The sequence below is a fragment of the Paenibacillus assamensis DSM 18201 genome, assembly GCF_000422445.1.
Classification (GTDB): domain Bacteria; phylum Bacillota; class Bacilli; order Paenibacillales; family Paenibacillaceae; genus Paenibacillus_B; species Paenibacillus_B assamensis.
The window spans coordinates 443,684-463,666 of the sequence record NZ_KE383837.1; the positions used below are offsets into that span (position 1 = coordinate 443,684).

Consider the following 19,983-nt stretch of genomic DNA (forward strand, 5'->3'; position numbering starts at 1 on the left):
CGTTAATAGATGTGGTTCATTACTTCAACCAAGTACCATCATATACCATTTCGGATGGTCCTGTCATGTATACATGTCCATCTTCTTCATTCCATTCGATAAATAATTCTCCACCTGCGAGCGAAACGGTTGCCGCACGGTCGGTTTTCCCATTGAGCACACTTGCCACAAGAGTTGCACAAGCGCCTGTTCCACAAGCAAGTGTCGGTCCTGCACCACGTTCCCAAACACGCATATCCGTATAGTCACGCGAACGAACAGATACAAACTCTACATTCGTTTTACGAGGGAATAACGGATGAACTTCCAACTTCGGTCCCCAGGTGTTGAAGTCAAACTTTCTTGCATCATCAACATAAATGACACAGTGCGGGTTGCCCATCGATACCGCCGTGAAATGGAATGTCGTACCTTCTATTTCGATTGGCTGATTGACAACTGTCTCTTGGTCAATCGTAGTAGGCACTTGCAATCCTTGAAGAATGGGCTTGCCCATATCCACACGGACCGTTGTCACAACACCGTCTACTTTATTCAACTGAACGCGCTGCACGCCAGCTCCCAGCGTTTCGATCGTTAGTTCATCACCTGAAACATAGCCGCGGTCTGACACATATTTCGCTACACAACGAATTGCATTACCGCATTGCTCTGCCTCAGAACCATCTGAGTTTATAATACGCATCATAAAGTCCGCCTGTGTGGACGGTAAAATATATACTAAGCCATCTGCACCAACCCCGAAATAACGATTACACGTTGCAATAGCTAATTCAGCTGCGTTGGCCGGCAATTGCTGTTCCCCAAATACGATAACAAAGTCATTTCCCAGTCCGTTCATTTTCGTAAATTGCATCTACTTCCACTCCTCTAAATCAAAACTTGCTACTAGAATAACGCAAAAGGAAAGGAAAGTATATTCACCAACTGAAAAAATGTTTGTACTATGCTACCTTTTTTATGGACCGATGCTGCGCGCGATTCCGCTTGAAAGAAGACTTTTTCCCTGAAATAATCGACCCAAAACCAAGTAAAAACGTTGGAATTCCTGCCATTACCAATGTAATCGCCCAGTCACGCAGCGACAACGGTACTGTTTTGAAAATAGGCTGCAACGCCTCAACGTACAGCACAGCGAGCAGCAATACGACGGAAGAAAGTACTGCTAGCACGAGATATTTATTTTGAAATAGATTGCGATGGAAAATGGAACGTGAGCTGCGGCAGTCAAACACATGAATAAGCTGTGCCATAACAAGCGTTGCAAAAGCAACAGATTGGGCATGTACTAACTGCTGGCTGCTGTTATCAGCTTTCAGCGTGAGCCAGAATGCCGCCAATGTACATATTCCAATGAGGAAGCCACGGCTTACAATTTTCCAACCTAATCTTCTACCAAATATATTTTCTTTCGCAGCACGCGGCCGCTGCTCCATGAGATCTTTCTCTGATTGATCGACACCTAGCGCCATTGCAGGTAGGCCGTCTGTCACTAAGTTGACCCATAAAATCTGTATCGGAACGAGCGGCAGCGGAAGTCCCGCCATCATGGCGAAGAACATGACGAGAATCTCACCTACATTGGAGGCCAGCAAATAACGTATAAATTTACGGATATTCTCATAAATACCACGACCTTCTTCTATTGCCGCCACGATCGTTGCAAAGTTATCATCGCTCAAAATAAGTGATGACGCTTCCTTGGTAACATCAGTTCCCGTAATCCCCATCGCAATACCAATATCCGCCGCCTTAATCGCAGGAGCGTCATTAACACCATCACCTGTCATCGCTACTACATGACCTTTACGTTGGAGGGACTTAACGATTCTTAGTTTATGCTCAGGCGAAACACGGGCGTATACGTAGATTTGATCGACTACCTTATCCAACTCTTCGTCCGTCCATTGTGACAGCTGTACACCGCTGACAGACATTCCACCGCGCGGCACGATGCCAAGCTGGCCCGCAATCGCTTCTGCAGTAAGCTGATGATCACCTGTAATCATGACGGTCTTGATACCCGCACGCCGGCATTTGTGAATGGCTTCGCGCACTTCTCTGCGAGGTGGATCGATGAGACCGCCCAATCCAACAAATATAAGCTGATTCTCAATCCGTTCATCTTGTATATTTTCATTTGGCTTCAGCTCGCGATAAGCAACGCCAAGAACACGGAGGGCTTGTTTGGCCATTTCTTCATTTGCTGCAACAGCACGCTGCTTCAAAGTTGGAGTAAATGGTACCACTTTCCCCTCCCACAGCACGTAGGAGCAGCGTTCCATCAGCACATCTGGCGCCCCTTTTGTGTAGAGAAGCCTACCACCCTGATGATCAACAATGACCGACATTCGCTTGCGATCAGAATCAAACGGAATTTCTTGTGTTCGATTGTATATTCCCTTCAAGTTCGTTGATGTCATCCCTAATTTAGCCGCAAGCACAAGCAATGCACCTTCTGTAGGGTCCCCTTTAATCGCCCACGTACTGGAAGGATCTGCGACCACGCCCCGCTTGGAACCCCGCATGCCTTTTGCAGAGCCAGCATCTTGCTGCTCCTCCAGAATCGCATTGTTGCACAACGCACTAATTTGCATAAAGCGGCGCAGTCCCTGCTCCTGCTTTAATTCAACAGGCCTTCCGGCAGAGGTTACCTGCCCAACCGGCTCATACCCTTCACCGCTTACATCCATATGCGAGCCGCCGATCCATAGCTTTGTCACGGTCATTTTGTTCTGCGTCAACGTACCTGTCTTATCTGAACAAATAACCGAAGCACAGCCAAGCGTCTCTACCGATGGAAGCTTGCGCACAATCGCCTTGCGCTTAATCATACGCTGCACACCAAGAGCAAGCGCAATCGTCACAATGGCTGGAAGCCCTTCAGGAATAGCAGCCACCGCTAAACTGACACCAGCCAAGAACATGCCTAGTGCAGGCTGTCCATGCAAAATACCTGCGACAACAACCATCACAGTCAGTGCTAGAGCGACGCCAATCAATATTTTCCCAAGCTGCTCCAAACGATGCTGCAATGGTGTTTCCATTTCCTCGGTACTTTGAATCAAATGAGCAATCTTACCCATTTCCGTATTCATGCCTGTCCGAATAACCAAGGCCTTCCCCGTACCTCGCGTCACCATCGTGCCCATAAATCCAATATTACGGCGATCACCAAGCGGCAGATCATCACCGGCAATCGCCCCACAATGTTTGTTGACAGGCACAGACTCCCCAGTTAGCGCCGACTCTTCCGTGTAACAACTGTTGGTTTCCAACCAACGAACATCTGCCGGAATACGATCCCCACTTTCAAGCAGCACAATATCTCCAGGCACCAGTTCTTTGGCTGAGATTTGCGCGAACTTTCCGTTCCGAATAACTTTGGCAGACGGTGCAGACAATTGTTTAAGCACTCGCAGTGAACGCTCCGCACGGAATTCTTGAACGAAACCCAATATTCCGTTAATTAAAATGATGGCAATAATCGTTACTGCATCCAAATATTCTCCGAGCAAGCCCGACACTAATGTAGCTCCAGCAAGTACAAGTACCATGAAGTCTTTAAATTGATTCAAAAATAAAGCAATAGGCGACACCGACTTACCTTCTGATAATTCATTGTGGCCTACTTGCTCTCGTCGTAAGGTAACATTCTCCTCCGGCAATCCGCTTTCAGCGTGGACGTCCAGCTCAGCTAGCAGCTCATTGACCGACATCTGGTGCCACTTATTATGATCCATGCCCTGATCTCCTTTCACCCGTTAGGCTGTCGCTTCCCCGACTCAACAACTGTGTTCGGACGAGCGAGTCATCATGACACCAATGTATTCGGTACAACCCTAAAATATCCCACCCACTGAAATGCCTCTTAAGTTTTGGTGGAAAATATGGCATCATAGAGGAAGCATCGTAACGAGATAGGAGAACCCATTATGGCATTAGACGGAATCGTAACACGCGCCCTTGTCCATGAATTAACACAAGCAACGAGCGCTCGAATTAATAAAATACACCAGCCAACAGAACACGAAATCATTTTTCACCTTCGTGTAAAAGGCCAAAACAAAAAATTGCTCTTATCAGCGAATCCAACTTATCCGCGCATTCACTATACAGAGCAGACACACAGCAATCCAGCAGAACCACCCATGTTCTGCATGCTTATGCGCAAGCATTGTGAAGGCGGCTTTATTGAACGCATTGAGCAAGTAGGAATGGAACGGATCGTTCATATCGTCGTTCGACAGCGAGATGAACTTGGAGACGAATCGGTAAAGGTCATCATTATTGAGCTTATGGGACGTCACAGCAATATTATTTTGATCGATCCTGCTTCTAACCAGATCATTGATGGAATTCATCATCTTACTCCTGCCATCAACAGCTATCGGATCGTTATGCCCGGCTTCCAGTACACGGCTCCGCCAGAGCAGCACAAGCATAATCCATTGGAAATAGACAAGTCGGCTTTTCTTGCATTATGGGATCAGGCAGTGAGTGAAGCTGCTGATGGACAAGAGCCAACAAGGGCATCCTCGTGGCTCGTTCAACATATGTCCGGCATCAGCCCGCGTATTGCCGAGGAATGGGCATATCGCTCTAACTTGACTCTATTGACGGAGAATAGTGACGCCGAGCAGGCTTGGACAGCATTGGAGCGTATCGTTCAGCAGCTGCGTGATCATCAGTATACGCCGCAATTGATTGAGGCCGAAGACGGACGGATGTTCTTCTCAGCACTTCCACTTACACACCTACAAGGTGAAGCTAAGCTATATGCTGAAATGAGCACTTGCATGGAGGCGTTCTATGGCGACAAAGCTATACGCGACATGGTCAAACAACGCGTAGGCGACCTAGCCCGCTTCTTGCAGCAAGAAAGAAATAAGAACGAGAAGAAAATAGCAAAGCTTCAAGAAACACTAGAAGACGCGAACGACGCTGATCGCTATCGCATTATGGGAGAATTACTATTCGCCTCCCTGCACCAGCTAAAGCGCGGTGACAGTAAGATAGAACTAATGAATTATTATGATGAAAATTGTGGGATGATCACCATTTCACTAGATCCGCTGCTTTCCCCTTCGGATAATGCGCAGCGGTATTTCAAACGCTATAATAAGATGAAGAACAGTATCCTCGTGGTAGAAGAGCAAATTAGCGAGGCTAGAGAAGAGATTCGTTACTATGATAATCTCTTGCAGCAGTTGCAAGATGCGAATATTCAAGACGCACAGGAAATTCGAGAAGAGCTTGTAGAGCAAGGCTTGCTTCGCGATCGTTCCAAGCGTACAAAGCGCAAACGCAAAGATAATCGCCCTACGGTATATACGTACACGTCTTCTGAAGGCATTGCGATTCATGTGGGTAAGAACAATATCCAGAATGAATATGTCACCAATCGTTTGGCACATCCAAACGATACCTGGCTGCATACGAAGGATATTCCAGGATCTCACGTCGTCATTCGCAGTGAGCAATTTAGCGATGTTACGCTGGACGAGGCTGCTCAACTAGCTGCTTATTTCAGCCAAGCGAAGCATTCTAGTCTTGTACCCGTAGACTATACGCTGATCCGCCATGTCCGTAAGCCGAACGGCTCGAAGCCAGGTTTCGTCATTTATGAACGACAGAAGACATTATTCATTACGCCTGATGCAGATCGTATTGCCAAGCTCCCGTTGCATGTGAAACAAAGCAACAGCTAGCTCTGGTACAGCACACTCAGGCTAGCACCAGAACAGCAGAGACTAAATAGCCACACAGCAAAAAGGTGCCCTGCAAGAGAATGAACTGCAACCCCAATTGTGGACAGTTTAACATCTTGCTTGGGCACCTTTTCGCTCATCATTTCATTTACTTTCATCACGCTTCATCCACTGCACTCGCTTAGTAAAACAAACAGAGCCTCATTGAGTCGTAAGACTGAGTTAGATGAATGCCAATCATGCAGTTATTTCACGTGTAAATATGCTTATTCATCATGTTAATGACAAAAATTCATTTAATTTGACTCCTTTTTTAATTATAGAGTCAAAACAAGAAAAATAACTGCACTTTTGTCCATACCTAATTAGTTTTAGGCAGTTATGCACACATGTAGAAGTTGCGAACATGCGATACTGTTTCACGCATACTTTTATTGTCAACGTTGAAAACACTATCTACGTCTGTTAAATCAGGTGACCTAGTCTTACTTACGACTGTCAGCAATCTCTCGCAATGATTCCACAGTCCCCATATCTATTCGTCGACTGCCAAGCGCTCCGTGGAATACTTTCCCTTGCCGTGCACCGTGAAAATCAGAACCTGCTGTTTTCAACAATCCATACACATCCGCCATTTCGATATAGCGGCTTACATCCGCATCTGTATGATCCGAATGCCATACTTCAATCCCATCTGGTTGAATCTCACGCACAATTCGATCAACTAAGACATCATCACCATATAAACCAGGGTGTGCCAATACAACAGTTCCACCCGCTTCACGTATCCAAGTAGCGGCTGTAAGCGGGGTGATGCGCGGAGGGTTAACGTACGCCAATCCGTCTTTCCCCAAATATCGGTCAAAAGCCTCTTTCATATTCGCTACTACCCCACGACGCACTAGGGCATCTGCCATATGCGGGCGACCAACCGTTTCCCCTTCTTGCAGTGGATTAGGCAGCTCAGCTATTACTTCCTCCATCGTCAATGGAATACCAAGTTCCGTTAATCGAGCAACCATCATTTCATTACGAACATCACGTATTTGGCGTAATTCGAGTAAACGATCACTAAAAGACGTATCTTCTGGGTTCACATAATAGCCTAAGATATGAATATCAATGCCTTGCTCCACCGTACTTATTTCAACACCTGGAATAAGATGAATGCCAACACACTCCGCCTCTGCAGCTGCCTCGGCAAGACCGGCTGTCGTATCATGATCGGTGATCGCAATCGCTTCAAGGCCCGCTTCCTTTGCTAGTCTTATATTTTCCAATGGGCGACATACACCATCAGAAGCAGTCGTATGCGTATGGAGATCAGCCCCACCATCGCATTGCGGAACACCATTTGCTTCAAACTGTTGTTCAATCATTGCTATCACTTCCATCTTTTCTTATTCGTCAATCGGTTGGTGCTAACGCTTCCGGAATGATGCTCTGTTGACGCAAATACGTCAGGAAAGCCATTGCTGGCCAAGCTAGCATGCTATCTTTCAGTTGAACGGCATAGAACTTACGTTTAAACGATATGCCTTCGATTGGAATTGCCGCCACTAGGCCTAGAGAACACTCGTGCCGCACAGCAGATTTGGACATAATCGTAACACCAAGCCCGTTTTCTACCGCTGATTTGACAGCACCTGTACTACCCAGTTCCATTACAATCCGAAGCGACGAGAAATTATGCCCATAATCTTTAAGCGCATTTTCCATCACCTGTCTCGTACCCGAACCTTGCTCTCGTAAAATAAAACCACAAGCCAATGCCTCTTCTAAAGCAACTGAATCCCGTCCTATATAAGGATGGCCCTTCGGAACGACAAGAAACAATTCGTCCTCCATAACCTCTTCTGTTATCATATCCGGGTCATTCACTGGCGCTTCAACTAAGCCAAGATGCAGTTGATGCTGTCGAATACCTTCAACAATTTGTGTTGTATTCATGACTCCCATACTAATAGTCATCTCAGGGTGAGAAGATATAAAGCTCCCAAGCAAGGGAGGGATGACGTATTCTCCTATCGTCAAACTCGCTCCTAGCTGCAATTTGCCATGAAGCTGCTTCGTAAAGAGTGACATCGCCTCTTCTGTTTGTTGTACAAGGTCAATCGCCTGTTTCGCATAAGGAATCAACGTTCTTCCCGCATCAGACAGCTGCAGTTTCTTGGTAGAACGATGAAAGAGCTTCGTTCCAAAATAATCCTCTAAGCTTTGAATTTGCATCGTTACGGCGGGCTGAGTCATATGAAGCGCTTGAGCAGCTGCCGAGAAACTGCTCTTCGCAGCTACGGTATAAAAAATATGCAACTGATGGAAACTAACTGCCATCGAATCCGCCACCTTCTAATCACATTGGTTTCCATTATATCACACTGTCCTATCGAAACAGTCGACCAATACCAAAAAGCCGCATTCCAAAGAATGCGACTTCAACAATCATGAGAGTCGTTGCTGCACCGATAAGAGATGCAAGTAGATAGTGCATAATTACGCAGTCGATGAACTTATCTGCGATAAACTGAAATGAGTTATTGTATTCCCATCACTTCTGCTCAACGATGCTTGCGACTGTTCTTCACTAATGTCATACGTCTTGAATGACGTAACCAAGAATAATATGACTTCAAATCACGAAGCTCAATAGTTTGTGACATACGTCCCAAATAAGTTACAACTACCATCTTCGTCATTGGCGTTCCCGACAAATCCAGATCTCGTTCAGACTCTACTAGTTCCGCAACCATCACGATATCATCATCGATCAGGTACACATCCTCTTCTTGGCGGTAATAGGAGGTAATCCGGTTCGTCTTCAAACAGTCCCACATATACGAAGCAATAGCTTCCATATCCTGCGTCTCTGACGCAATACGGTCATTCCATCGACTACGTGCGTGATTCGTTATAATGATGTCTGAAATCTTCTTATCGCCGAGCAAGACATAGAACGGTTCATACGTACTCCAGCGTTCCATTACTTTGTCTTTCACCGGATACCACTCTCCACCACATAGGTCTTTATGTCTATGTATATTTACCCGTTATATTACAGGAAGTATAAGTCGATCACAAGTTCAAAACGCTCATTTATGGGTGTTTTTAGAAAATCTTTAACTTAAATGATCAAATTAAGACACATATAAAAATGGAAACCGCTTTCGCACGTAGCGAAAACGATTTCCATTAAATTAACGTTAGATATAGAAAACAATGTAATCTCAGTTGAATTGTGGTGATTATATTTTACATGAATTACATTCCGTAAAAACGAGTTTTTTCTTCAAACTCACTACTATACTCCGTCTTAATTTCGTTGCGATAAGAACGCTCAATCTTCTTCACATAGTTCAAGCGCTTCAAATTTTTAACCGTATCCTCAGCACGATCTGCGTTAACATACAGTACTGCATAGTGCATTTTACGCGAAATATAGTGAAGTGAACCGTATTTCTCCAGATTACGAGCTGCTTTTACATCGCTCACCCATATAATATAGCCTGTACGTTGTGGAAACATATTTCCCCCCGCTTTCCATCGTAACTTCAGCTGCTACTAGCCACAGCTTGAGCACCCGCCACTACATCCACCAGTAGAACAACCGCCAGTTGGCTGCAGTGCGTTGCTTGGCACCTTGATCGATTCTGAGACAGAATGAGCAATAACTTTAGAAAGTTCATATAACATATCATCAAGCTGCTCTTCCGCACGTTTGAACTGTTGAACTTCTTCTATCTCATCAAGCCTTCGCTCAATGGCAAATACCGCATCTCTTGCAGTATGGTAATCAGGGTGAAAATGACCGAAACGCTCTGTTTCCTCAAACAAATCTTTCTTTCGAAGAAATTCACGCTTCAATTGCTTAACTTCTTCATGTTGTTCCATCCGCTGCTTCCAAGTTAAATAACTCGTTAACTCAGCAGAATGCTTAATCATATCCCCCAGTTCATAGGCTTCCGTTAACAAAATGGCCGTATCTGGTTGACCACTCTGTTCGGGATACTCCGATTGTGACACATGTATATGTGGCATGACTATCACGCTCAATTCTTGTTATACTTGATGCTGTGTCTTCCTTACAACCACTCTGGCACGAGGAGACGAACACCTTCCCATTGATTCGGCATCAGTGTCTTACGCACTGCTCTGGAATCTTCATTCATATACACTTCCAGAGCAAAATCCATATTACTCTGTCCATTCAACCGAATCGGTACGACTCGAAGGAGTTGGCCATTCTCTTTCATTTGCAAGGCTAGCTTCAAACGGATCGCAGTCTCCACGATTTCCTTCATTGTAGAGGCATGGTAAGTGCGTACTTCTTTCGTCCACATGAGAGGAAGCCCAATGTAAGACGACAGCCATGACTCATCTCGACAATAAGCCATATCCATTTCATAATACTGCAATGAACTGGGACTGTAAACTATTCCATTCATTGTTGAACTATTCTGGAAGTGCTTCGCAGCTCGAACGCTTTCTGTTGAACTACCTTTAAGCAGTTCATCTTCCGCTCCGTGCTGCTCTGTAGAAGCAGGTTCATCATAATCATCATTTCTCCAGTTCTTAAGCAGCGGCAACCCGATTTGCTCCATAACCATTCTTATCTGTTCCACTTGATCACGAGCAACCACAAATGCATCAGGTCCAATTTTACTAAGCTTCCCGGTGAGTCTACCTTGTTCACATTCTTGCTGGATAAGATGCGCTGCTGATTCATCTTCACAGCGCAGCAATACTACCTCACTGAACCACGCCCGACCATATTGTTCATTCCATCGTTCCCATGCATCTATAATATTTTCAGGAACGCCTGTGAGCGCATATCGCTCCAAGAACTCCTGTTGTTGTTTTCGTGTCTGACCAGCATCAATCGCTGCCTGGAATGAGTCTCTTGTTAATCGATACATATGCATCCCGCTGGAAGATATATGCTCCGCGATTTGCTCCAACCTCCATCGAATCAACATCGAGCAATCGGGAGGAACGATGATTTCAAAATCAGGCTGCACGAAAAATCCGTCTCCATCTTCCACCTGCTCATCTGCATCATTCTCACTGCTCAACAGCCATTTGTACCAAAGAGATTCATCTGACACTGTTCGGAGCTCACACCAACCAAACGTGTAGAGAGCTTGCAACCAGGCTTTCATCGTTTCAATTAGTGACTGTTCTGCATCAAATCTAAGCCAACCGCTTTCTTGCATCTGCTGCACAATTGACTCCGCTTGTATCCACTCTCCTGGTCGAGCAGCAGCGCTTATAGCATAGAATAGATGCTTCGCATGAACATTTGCTGCTGTATAGTGCTGGCCGACAAGCAGCCATATCGCTTCGTTCCACTTCGAATACGGCATTTGCAGCCACTCATACAATGGTTCTATCTGGATAGAGAAGGACTGAGTATCTTTGCGGATTAACCCTAGACGCATCGCTAAATCAAGACTAACGGCTAGCTTAGGAGATACAGTATCTGCAAATGCATAGCTGACCCTGCATGCACTCAATGCTTCTGTAGACATTTGAAGCTGGGATTCCAGTCGTTGTATCGTTCGTTTGTGCAGCGTCCCCTTCGCCGTGACTGGCAGTCCTTCATTAGCCGTAAATACGAGCAGACGGAATAAATCATTGATGACACCCTGTCCAGATTCTGAATGGGCAAAAGTATCAATAGGCAGCTCATCAGCCGAATCAATAGAAAGCGATGCCAAGTCATGTTGAAGCATCTTTACATATACATCTACAGGCACCACATATAAACGCTCTCCCCAAGCTTTGCGGAATACAGCCAATAAACCTTCCTTATACCATACAGGAAGTGCTGCTATCACCTCAGCTGCCGCAGCATCCGCATATTGCCATAACTCTATCATTTCTTCGTGAAATGGAAGCGGCCCCGTTTGCTTTAACACATGTACATAGAGCTGCTGCAAAGAAGGTGACAGTTGTTGAACCGTGTGCAGCACTAGCTCGGGTGCAGCGGAGAACTTCTGCCAGTTCGTATAAGGCGAAAATCCGGCAGGAAACGTATCACTTTGTGCGGTTGCTCCCACTTTTTCTACGTCGACGATTTGAGCTTGCGATTCAGCTCGCGCCGCTAACTCCGATGTGTGCACTACTTTTACCCCCTTCTTCACTTACCGCATATTGATAACCCTGTTCAACAAGAAATAACTGACGCTTCATCGCGTCCTCAACTTCTCTCGTACCTGATGATACAACGGTATAGAAATAGGCAGCTCTACCATCCTCTTTAGGACGAAGCAATCTCCCTAAACGCTGTGCCTCTTCTTGCCGGGAACCGTATGTCCCTGATACTTGAATTGCAACCGTAGCGTCAGGCAAATCGACTGCAAAATTGGCTACCTTCGAAACAACTAACACACGTGCTTCTCCGTTGCGAAATGCCTTATAGAGGCGCTCTCTTTCTTCTTGTTTCGTTTCTCCCGTTAAAAGAGGAGCTCCTAGCTGCTTGGCAAGTTGATGCAGCTGATCCAAGAACTGACCGATGATAAGTGTTGGTGCTTCAGCATGCTGCTCCACAATACGTTCCACAACTGCCATTTTCGTCGGACTCTCAGCTGCTATGCGGGCCTTTTCTCGTGAAGCGGCTGAACGATATTTATCCCAACATCCTTCATCCATTGGCACCCTTATCTCATGACAAGCGACCGAAGCAATCCAGCCCTGACGCTCCAGCTCTCTCCAAGGCAGTTCGAACCGTTTGGGGCCAATCAAAGAGAACACGTCACGCTCACACCCATCTTCCCGAATGAGTGTGGCTGTAAGACCAAGACGACGAGTGGCCTGCAGATCTGCTGTTGTTCGAAATACAGGAGCAGGAAGCAGGTGTACTTCATCATATATAATTAAACCCCAATTGCGCTGATGGAATAATCCCATATGGACCCATTCTTCTGCTTCATCGCGGCGATAAGTCATCATTTGATAGGTTGTAATGGTAATCGGCCGTACCTGCTTATGTTGGGATGTATATTCTCCTATTTGCTCCGACGAAAGCGTTGTTTTGCTCCGTATTTCTTGTTTCCATTGCTTCACAGATGTTGCATTCGACGTTACGATTAAAGTCTCGCTCCCTAATTCAGCTATCGCACCAATACCTACGACTGTTTTGCCAGCCCCGCATGGCAATACGATAACCCCATCACCTGCTAATTGCGACGCATTCCCAATAAAAGCCTCTACCGCTGACTTCTGATAAGGACGAAGCGAAAATGGAACTTCATTAAGCTTATCTGCTAGTTGTACCTGCAGCGGCTCCCCATCGTTATAGCCAACGCGATCAATTACCGGATACCCTACACGGGCAAGCTCACGCTTTAGTTTACCGCGATGCCTTGCAGCAACTTGAACACTACCAGCTACAGGTCTACCAACGAACATCGTACCGATCTCTGGATCATTCATGAAAGATAGAAGGCGTGCTTCTTCCGCACACTTTAGCATGAGCACGTCTCCTTCATCGTCCCCTTCTAGAACGAACAAACCGTACCGGTCCATCCACATCACGATTTCTTGTTTCACCTTAACTGGTACGGCCCAAGTTGCGTACTTATCCAGCACCTGAATTACATCTACTGCACTTCTCCCTGAAGCAGCAGCATTCCACAACGTTAATGGTGTCATCTTGAATGTATGTATACCTTGCGGATGCTTCACTAATGATGAAAAACGCTGCAATTGTTCTCGTATTTCATCATAGCGTTTGCTCCCATCATGGACTAAAATATTCATATCTGGCTGAACAGCCAACTCAAACGCACTCTTGCTCATGCCGTGCCTCCTAATGCCTATAAAAAAATCATCTTCCCCTATGCAGCACTTCAGGCTGCTTACTCACCCGAAGAAGCGCATACACTCAGGAGAAAGATGATCGTATTAACCGAATTCCTAATCATTAATGCGTATACGACGACTCTGAAATTTCACTTAACGCATGCCCCGCTTCATGAACAAGTGGCGTACGAACAGCTAAGTCGCCTAGTGCCACAATCCCTTCTAATCTGCCATTATTCGTAACGAGCAAGCGACGTATTTGTTTATCGGACATTAACGCAGCAGCAGCCTCGATAGATGTATCCGGTCCTACAGCTATAAGTTCTTCTGTCATCACATCTCGAATCCGAGCCGAATTAGGCCTTTTTCCCGCTACACCGCGAATGACAATATCTCTATCTGTTACAACGCCGACAACAAGCCCTTGATCCACTACAGGAACAAAGCCAATATTATGTTCCTTCATCATCACAGCAGCTTCATACACATTATCTAGCAGCGTGAGCGCAGCACAAGACGTAGTCATCACTTCACGAACGATAGTCATGGACAATTCCTCCCGAGGATACTTTACATTGTTCCAACACATGGTTATCATCCCCTTAAAGCTATGCCCTCATTCACTGCTGACTCCCGCTCGACTATTATGCATTCACACCAACCTCACGGTATTTGTGTTCTAATGCCTCCAACGCTGTCACACCTAGCAGCTCTGCTGCCACAATCATAGCTCTCTCATCGAAATCAAACATCGGGTGATGATGAGGGTACTTTGCTTCTTGCTCATTACCAGCACCTACTAGTATAAATGAGGCAGGTATATGCTGACCATAGTAGGCAAAGTCTTCAGCTGGCATCATTTTCTCAGCTACTTCCAACGCTGCTGCACCAAACCGTTCAACAACTACTGCACGCATACGCTCCGTCTCAATCAAATCATTATTCAATGCCGGATATCCACGTCGAATGTGCAATTCATAAGAAGCACCATACATCTCGCAAACATGTCGTGTAATATGCTCCAAACGTTCGATTATCTGCTCTCGAACAACCGGACTAAACGAACGAAGCGTACCATTCATGATCGCTCGATCTGCAATAATATTTTGGGTTTTTCCTGCTTGCAGCGTACCAACAGAGACAACAGCAGGCTCTAGTGGAGAGAGATGACGACTAACAATGGTTTGCAGCTGCTGCACGAGCGCGGCACCAACGACTACTGCATCGATGCAAGTATGCGGCATTCCACCATGTCCGCCCTTGCCATTTATCGTTAAGAAAAAGTCATCTACCGCCGCCATCATTGGACCTTCGCAAATAGCAAGCTTTCCGTATGGAATCGGTGTCCAGAGGTGAACCCCATATATGGAGGAAACACCATCTAACGCTCCATCCTTGATCATCTGCTGGGCTCCACCAGGACTAACCTCTTCAGCTGGTTGAAACAGCAAGCGCACTTGCCCTCGCCATTTGTCTCTATTACGCTGCAATACACTCGCCACCGCCAACAGAGCAGCCATATGTCCATCATGACCGCACGCGTGCATCGTCCCAGGCACAGTCGATGTATACTCACACTGCTTTTCATCCTGTATTTCCAACGCATCCATATCAGCACGCAAGGCTACAATGGGATCACTATCCTGTTCATTAGCGAAAATAGTAGCGACGATACCATGACCGCCAACTCCACTACGATAGTCAATCCCCATCGTATTAAGCTGCTCCGCTATATAGCTTGCAGTCTGCTCTTCATGATAGGAACGTTCAGGATGCTGATGCAAATATCGACGCCAAGCTACTATCTGTTCGTTCAGTTCTAGCAACTGTTGATTGAACCAATTATAACTCATCCTTACTTCCACCCTTCTGCTGGTACAAGTTTTATTTATGTATGTGACTGTTTTTCACGTATCATGCGAAGACACTCGCCTTACCGTACGCATCCGCTTATATATAGATAACGTTCGCTAGATTGCCTATTATTGTAACACAATCTTTTTCCTTGAACGGACTATATTACGAAAATGAAACGCATTCTTTTTGTTAAAAATGGCTATCTGCGCTCCTTCCCTACTGGGATATCTTGCGGTTGATGTAGAAACATACTATCATGGAATGGAGGTTGAACTAGACGTTAGTAGAATAAGGGAGGAATCGGCACATGATTATTGACAACTCCGGCCTTAATGGGCTTGTAACGGACTTAGCACACATTGACGAAGTAAGTGAATCACTAGGCTTCGTTCGCTGGCAATGGGAATATTACCGCGCTACATACGATTTCAAGATCGAAGACAAAAAAAGCGGCGAAGATTACTATTTGCGCATTAACACGAGAGTAAAAGAGGGCAAGCTGGAAAAGCCTGATGCATTGCTTGAAATCGAGCATGTGTACATGGGAAGAGCTACATTCCCACACGGCTTAGATTATGAGACACCTATCCCTCAACCGATTGTCAATGCGGCTTCAGACAAGCTGTCTGCACTTAAGCAAGCTCTGAGCGCATAAGAGGATCATTTTGAATCGGACGACTTACAAATCCATCAAACCACCAGCTAAGCCAACTAAACGTCAGTCACCTCAGAAACAACAACTCAGCCGTGGCACGCCGGATTTCACGATGCTTGCACTCACATTGCTGCTTGTCGGCTTCGGAATCGTTATGATATTCAGCGCGAGTTCTAACGTCGCAGCTGTTTCTCAAAAGATGAACTTCGATGCCTTTTATTTTGTAAAGAAGCAAATGATGTGGGCTGTACTTGGTACCATTGCATTGCTTATAACGATGAACATACCCTATATGTTTTTCAAAAGATGGTTTATGCCATTCTTCCTAATCACCCTTCTTATGCTTCTTCTTGTTCCATACGTTGGAGAAGAACGTAACGGAGCACGAAGTTGGTTTGGAATCGGAGGCTTAGGAATACAGCCTACTGAGGTAGCAAAAATAACACTTGTGTTATATTTGTCTGCTCTAATCGCCAAGAAAGGCGAGAGCTTCCGTAATTTTAAAACAGGCCTGTTCCCCGTCATGATTATCGTCGGCGTTGTTGTCGGCTTAATTATGCTCCAGCCTGACTTTGGTTCTGCTGTTATTTTGACATTGACAGCAGGTGTCATCGTTATCGCAGGGGGCGCCAATTTGAAGCATATATTCAATTGCTTTATAGTCGGTGTGCTAGGGATATTAATTGTATTAGGTATTAACGCTTTGATCTCAGGTGGCAGCCCATTTTCACAAGGGTACCAGATGGACCGGATCAAGTCTTGGTTGGATCCATTCTATGATCCACAGCACGCCAGCTACAATCTACTTCATTCCTTGAAGGCCATTGCACATGGCGGCTGGTTCGGCACTGGATTCGGGCAAAGCATTCAGAAGCTGTTCTATTTGCCTTATCCTTATAATGATTTTATTTTTGCTGTCATTGCAGAAGAACTCGGCTTTATTTTCACATCAATCTTCCTGCTCATTTACGCCTACTTTGTTTGGCGCGGTTTATTAATCGCGCTGCGCTGTCCTGATATTTTCGGCACACTAGTGGGGGTCGGTATTATGGGCTGCATCGCCATCCAGGCATTTATTAATATTGGCGGTGTAACTCGTACGATACCGATTACAGGTGTTACTTTGCCGTTTATCAGTTACGGTGGATCATCTCTACTTATTACGATGACAAGCATCGGTATACTACTCAGTATTTCCCGTGAGCAGAGTCGTGTAGAGCGGACATCTGAGCGTAAATCATCCCAAACCCGTACACAAAAAAAAGACTACCGGCCTATTAGGCCTCTGTAGTCTTTTTTTCTTTAGCGTACAACACGCTGAATTTCATCTAGTTCTTCATCTTTAAAGGCTACACCTTCAACCTTGATGTTCACTTCCACAACTGTCAGGCCTGTCATGTTCTGTACAGCTTCTCGAACTGTCAGCTGAAGCTGACGACAAACCTCATGAATTGGCATACCATACAGTACTACAATACGCAAGTCAATCGCCGTCTCTAGTTGCCCTACTTCGACTGAAACCCCTTTTTGTACGTTCTTGCCTGAAAGACGCTTAGCCCATCCTTCCGACAGCCCCCCTGACATTGCAGCAATACCTGGAGTTTCAAGGGCAGCAAGTCCTGCAATGGTGGCGACGACATCATCTGATATCCGAATATTCCCCTCTTGATTCATCAATTGCTCTTCCGTCATCGTCGTCATCCTCCTTTTCCATTTAATAATATTGTACCGATACTGAACGCCGAAATCAAATGTTGAAACTTCGCGAATGTTGTCTAAATGTGAAACACGAAATAGCTGCAAAAAAATGCTTAATTCAGTCATTTGAGAATACGCAGCTGCATGTAGAGACTTTCTTACTTTCTTAATTCGTTTCAATCATCATAGAAGTTAGAGGTATTTTAATAAGGAAATGCTTATTGTTCTATATTATGATCAAAAAAGCTTGGGCGACTACAGTCACCCAAGCTTCGTTACGAAGAAGATACCGAACGGTTTTCCAATGCTTCGTATAAGGTTGCCAGATTCCGTTCTAACTTGCTGACAAGCTGTTTGCCTGTCTGCTCTTGTAACAGACCCGCTTTTACAGCGAAGTCGACCTGGCGAGAGAATCCGTACATCTGCGTGTCCAACACTTCCTCATAGAGAGGACAGTAGCGTGTAGCCAAGTTCTCCATCTGAACTTGAATCAGCTTCTCTATTTGATGCGCCTCATCTTCCAACAGGGCGAGCGCTCGATCGTTCAACTGTTGCAGCACATTCGACGATGTCATATCTAATTCCCCCCTATGACCTGAGGTCACGATTGTTCTATTATCATATTAGACGATCATGACATTGAACACAAGATGTAGGCATGGAAAAAGCCGAGAACGAATTACGTTACTCGGCTTTCTCTTACGTAGTTATATAGAATAACTATTCAACAATGTTAATGTTCAGACCATGCTTCTGGAACACTTCTATCATTGTTTTCTTTGCTTCTTCAGCATCTGGGCCATGAACATGTAGTTCATAAGCATGGCTGTTTACCAGTGTTGTGAACAAGCCTAGAATGCTCTTAACATCGATATACTTATTTTCTGCTTGAAGCACGATGGAAGAACGGAAAGAGCTCGCCTTTTGTGAAATTTCCACGACTGCAGCATTGTTGTCTGCCATTGTAATCCCTCCAATATCAAACTCTGTGCACATGAGTGTTTGCTAATTCCATCATACCTTGAATTTATCTCTAGATGCAAGGGAGAAGCGCAACAATTGGCCATTCCAAGGATGGGAATTTCATCCTTATTCACTTTCTATTTCAAATTATCTGGATTAAGAACGTCCAATTCAGGAAGAACAAACAAGCCGTCTTTACGTACTAGTACATCATCAAAATACATTTCTCCCCCACCATACTCTGGACGCTGAATCATAACGAGATCCCAATGAATGGAAGAACGATTTCCGTTATCAGCCTGCTCATAAGCCTGTCCTGGTGTAAAGTGAATGCTGCCCGTAATCTTTTCATCAAATAAAATGTCTTTCATCGGGTGAAGAATATATGGATTCACACCAATAGCGAACTCACCAATGTAGCGAGCGCCTTCATCTGAATCTAGAATTTCGTTCAGACGTGTCGTATTGTTGCTTGTAGCTTCAACAATCTTGCCATTCTCGAAACGGAAAGATACGCTTTCAAACGTTGTGCCACTGTACAACGTTGGCGCATTGTATGTGATCGTCCCGTTTACAGAATCTCTTACTGGTGATGTATAAATTTCTCCATCTGGAATATTAAGCTTTCCTGCGCACTTCACTGCTGGAATTCCTTTGATTGAGAATGTCAAATCCGTTCCCTTACCTACTAGACGCACACGATCCGTTCGCTCCATGAGTTCTTTCAAAACTTCCATAGCCTGATCCATTTTCGTGTAATCTAACGTACATACGTCAAAATAGAAGTTCTCAAACGCTTCCGTCGATGTATTCGACAACTGTGCCATCGATGCGTTAGGATAGCGCAATACGACCCACTTCGTACGCTTTACGCGCTCTTCCATATGTACGGGATGTGAATAAAAAGACTCATACAGCTTCATTTTATCCGCTGGAACATCCGACATTTCATTTACGTTCTCACCTGCACGAATGCCAATATAACCGTCCATACGCTGCATACGAAGAAGATCGTACTCTTTCCACGTTTCCATTTGCTCCTTCGTTGCATTCATCAGCAATGCCCGCTGAACTTTGCGGTCCGTAAGCTCAACATGAGGGTGTCCACCGCGTTTCGCAATTTCATGAACTAAACATTCTACGAGCTCACGCTCAGAACCAATCATTTCTACCAAAATATGTTCACCGGGTTGGACATCTACGGAGTATTGCACTAAATTCTCTGCTAATTTTTGTATTCTAGGATCTTTCATACATGCTCCTCCTCTAGTTCGCCTTTGCTGTTAACATTGCGATTAT

At 45.2% G+C, this 19,983-nt stretch carries 18 protein-coding genes; 3 read left to right on the top strand and 15 right to left on the bottom strand.

The window, feature by feature from the left end:
• Positions 1-19: 19 nt before the first annotated feature.
• On the bottom strand, positions 20-856 hold the full coding sequence (gene dapF, locus H580_RS0116385; protein ID WP_028595741.1) for a diaminopimelate epimerase: 837 nt from the start codon (positions 854-856) through the stop codon (positions 20-22).
• Positions 857-944: 88 nt separating this feature from the next.
• Positions 945-3,743, bottom strand: a complete 2,799-nt coding sequence (locus H580_RS0116390; RefSeq protein ID WP_028595742.1) for a calcium-translocating P-type ATPase, SERCA-type — start codon at positions 3,741-3,743, stop codon at positions 945-947.
• 192 nt (positions 3,744-3,935) lie between these two features.
• On the opposite strand from H580_RS0116390, the gene H580_RS0116395 reads away from it, so the two are divergent.
• The gene (locus tag H580_RS0116395; protein ID WP_028595743.1) at positions 3,936-5,711 is read left to right on the top strand and encodes an Rqc2 family fibronectin-binding protein; all 1,776 of its coding nucleotides are present in this window, start codon (positions 3,936-3,938) and stop codon (positions 5,709-5,711) included.
• A gap of 485 nt (positions 5,712-6,196) precedes the next feature.
• On the opposite strand, the gene H580_RS24575 is transcribed toward H580_RS0116395, so the two are convergent.
• The 9 genes from H580_RS24575 to H580_RS0116445 form a co-directional block, all read right to left on the bottom strand.
• Positions 6,197-7,090, bottom strand: a complete 894-nt coding sequence (locus H580_RS24575) for a PHP domain-containing protein (RefSeq protein WP_051217506.1) — start codon at positions 7,088-7,090, stop codon at positions 6,197-6,199.
• A gap of 28 nt (positions 7,091-7,118) precedes the next feature.
• Positions 7,119-8,045, bottom strand: a complete 927-nt coding sequence (locus H580_RS0116410) for a selenium metabolism-associated LysR family transcriptional regulator (RefSeq protein WP_028595744.1) — start codon at positions 8,043-8,045, stop codon at positions 7,119-7,121.
• Positions 8,046-8,269: 224 nt separating this feature from the next.
• On the bottom strand, positions 8,270-8,707 hold the full coding sequence (locus tag H580_RS0116415) for a hypothetical protein (RefSeq protein ID WP_028595745.1): 438 nt from the start codon (positions 8,705-8,707) through the stop codon (positions 8,270-8,272).
• A 262-nt stretch (positions 8,708-8,969) separates the two neighbouring features.
• Entirely contained in the window at positions 8,970-9,233 is a 264-nt protein-coding gene (locus tag H580_RS0116420; RefSeq protein ID WP_028595746.1) for a YlbG family protein, read from the bottom strand.
• Positions 9,234-9,269: 36 nt separating this feature from the next.
• On the bottom strand, positions 9,270-9,746 hold the full coding sequence (locus H580_RS24580) for a YlbF/YmcA family competence regulator (RefSeq protein ID WP_051217507.1): 477 nt from the start codon (positions 9,744-9,746) through the stop codon (positions 9,270-9,272).
• Positions 9,747-9,790: 44 nt separating this feature from the next.
• Positions 9,791-11,830 carry a helicase-associated domain-containing protein gene (locus tag H580_RS0116430; protein ID WP_028595747.1) on the bottom strand — a complete coding sequence of 680 codons (2,040 nt, stop codon included), beginning with the start codon at positions 11,828-11,830 and terminating at the stop codon, positions 9,791-9,793.
• A complete protein-coding gene (locus tag H580_RS0116435; protein ID WP_211224415.1) occupies positions 11,799-13,508 on the bottom strand; it encodes a DNA repair helicase XPB in 1,710 nt (569 codons plus the stop codon). Before H580_RS0116435 ends, H580_RS0116430 begins: the two co-directional genes overlap by 32 nt.
• Positions 13,509-13,632: 124 nt before the next feature.
• Positions 13,633-14,058, bottom strand: coding sequence for a CBS domain-containing protein (locus H580_RS0116440; protein WP_028595749.1), 426 nt, complete (start codon positions 14,056-14,058; stop codon positions 13,633-13,635).
• 97 nt (positions 14,059-14,155) lie between these two features.
• Positions 14,156-15,364, bottom strand: a complete 1,209-nt coding sequence (locus tag H580_RS0116445) for a M20 metallopeptidase family protein (RefSeq protein ID WP_028595750.1) — start codon at positions 15,362-15,364, stop codon at positions 14,156-14,158.
• A gap of 311 nt (positions 15,365-15,675) precedes the next feature.
• Between H580_RS0116445 and H580_RS0116450 the strand changes: the two genes are divergently transcribed.
• Together H580_RS0116450 and ftsW are read left to right on the top strand one after the other, a co-directional pair.
• Positions 15,676-16,023: a YugN family protein gene (locus tag H580_RS0116450; protein WP_028595751.1), complete on the top strand. Its 348-nt coding sequence runs from the start codon at positions 15,676-15,678 to the stop codon at positions 16,021-16,023.
• Between the two features lie 112 nt (positions 16,024-16,135).
• Positions 16,136-17,314: a putative lipid II flippase FtsW gene (gene ftsW, locus H580_RS0116455; protein WP_051217548.1), complete on the top strand. Its 1,179-nt coding sequence runs from the start codon at positions 16,136-16,138 to the stop codon at positions 17,312-17,314.
• 11 nt (positions 17,315-17,325) lie between these two features.
• Here ftsW and H580_RS0116460 read toward each other — a convergent pair whose 3' ends face one another.
• The 4 genes from H580_RS0116460 to H580_RS0116475 form a co-directional block, all read right to left on the bottom strand.
• On the bottom strand, positions 17,326-17,715 hold the full coding sequence (locus H580_RS0116460; RefSeq protein ID WP_028595753.1) for an Asp23/Gls24 family envelope stress response protein: 390 nt from the start codon (positions 17,713-17,715) through the stop codon (positions 17,326-17,328).
• Between the two features lie 281 nt (positions 17,716-17,996).
• Positions 17,997-18,296 (bottom strand): Fpa/YlaN family protein, encoded by a 300-nt coding sequence (locus H580_RS0116465; RefSeq protein ID WP_028595754.1) that lies wholly within the window; start codon positions 18,294-18,296, stop codon positions 17,997-17,999.
• Positions 18,297-18,441: 145 nt separating this feature from the next.
• Positions 18,442-18,684, bottom strand: coding sequence for an HPr family phosphocarrier protein (locus H580_RS0116470; protein ID WP_028595755.1), 243 nt, complete (start codon positions 18,682-18,684; stop codon positions 18,442-18,444).
• Positions 18,685-18,821: 137 nt separating this feature from the next.
• A complete protein-coding gene (locus H580_RS0116475) occupies positions 18,822-19,937 on the bottom strand; it encodes an aminopeptidase (RefSeq protein ID WP_028595756.1) in 1,116 nt (371 codons plus the stop codon).
• Positions 19,938-19,983: the final 46 nt, after the last annotated feature.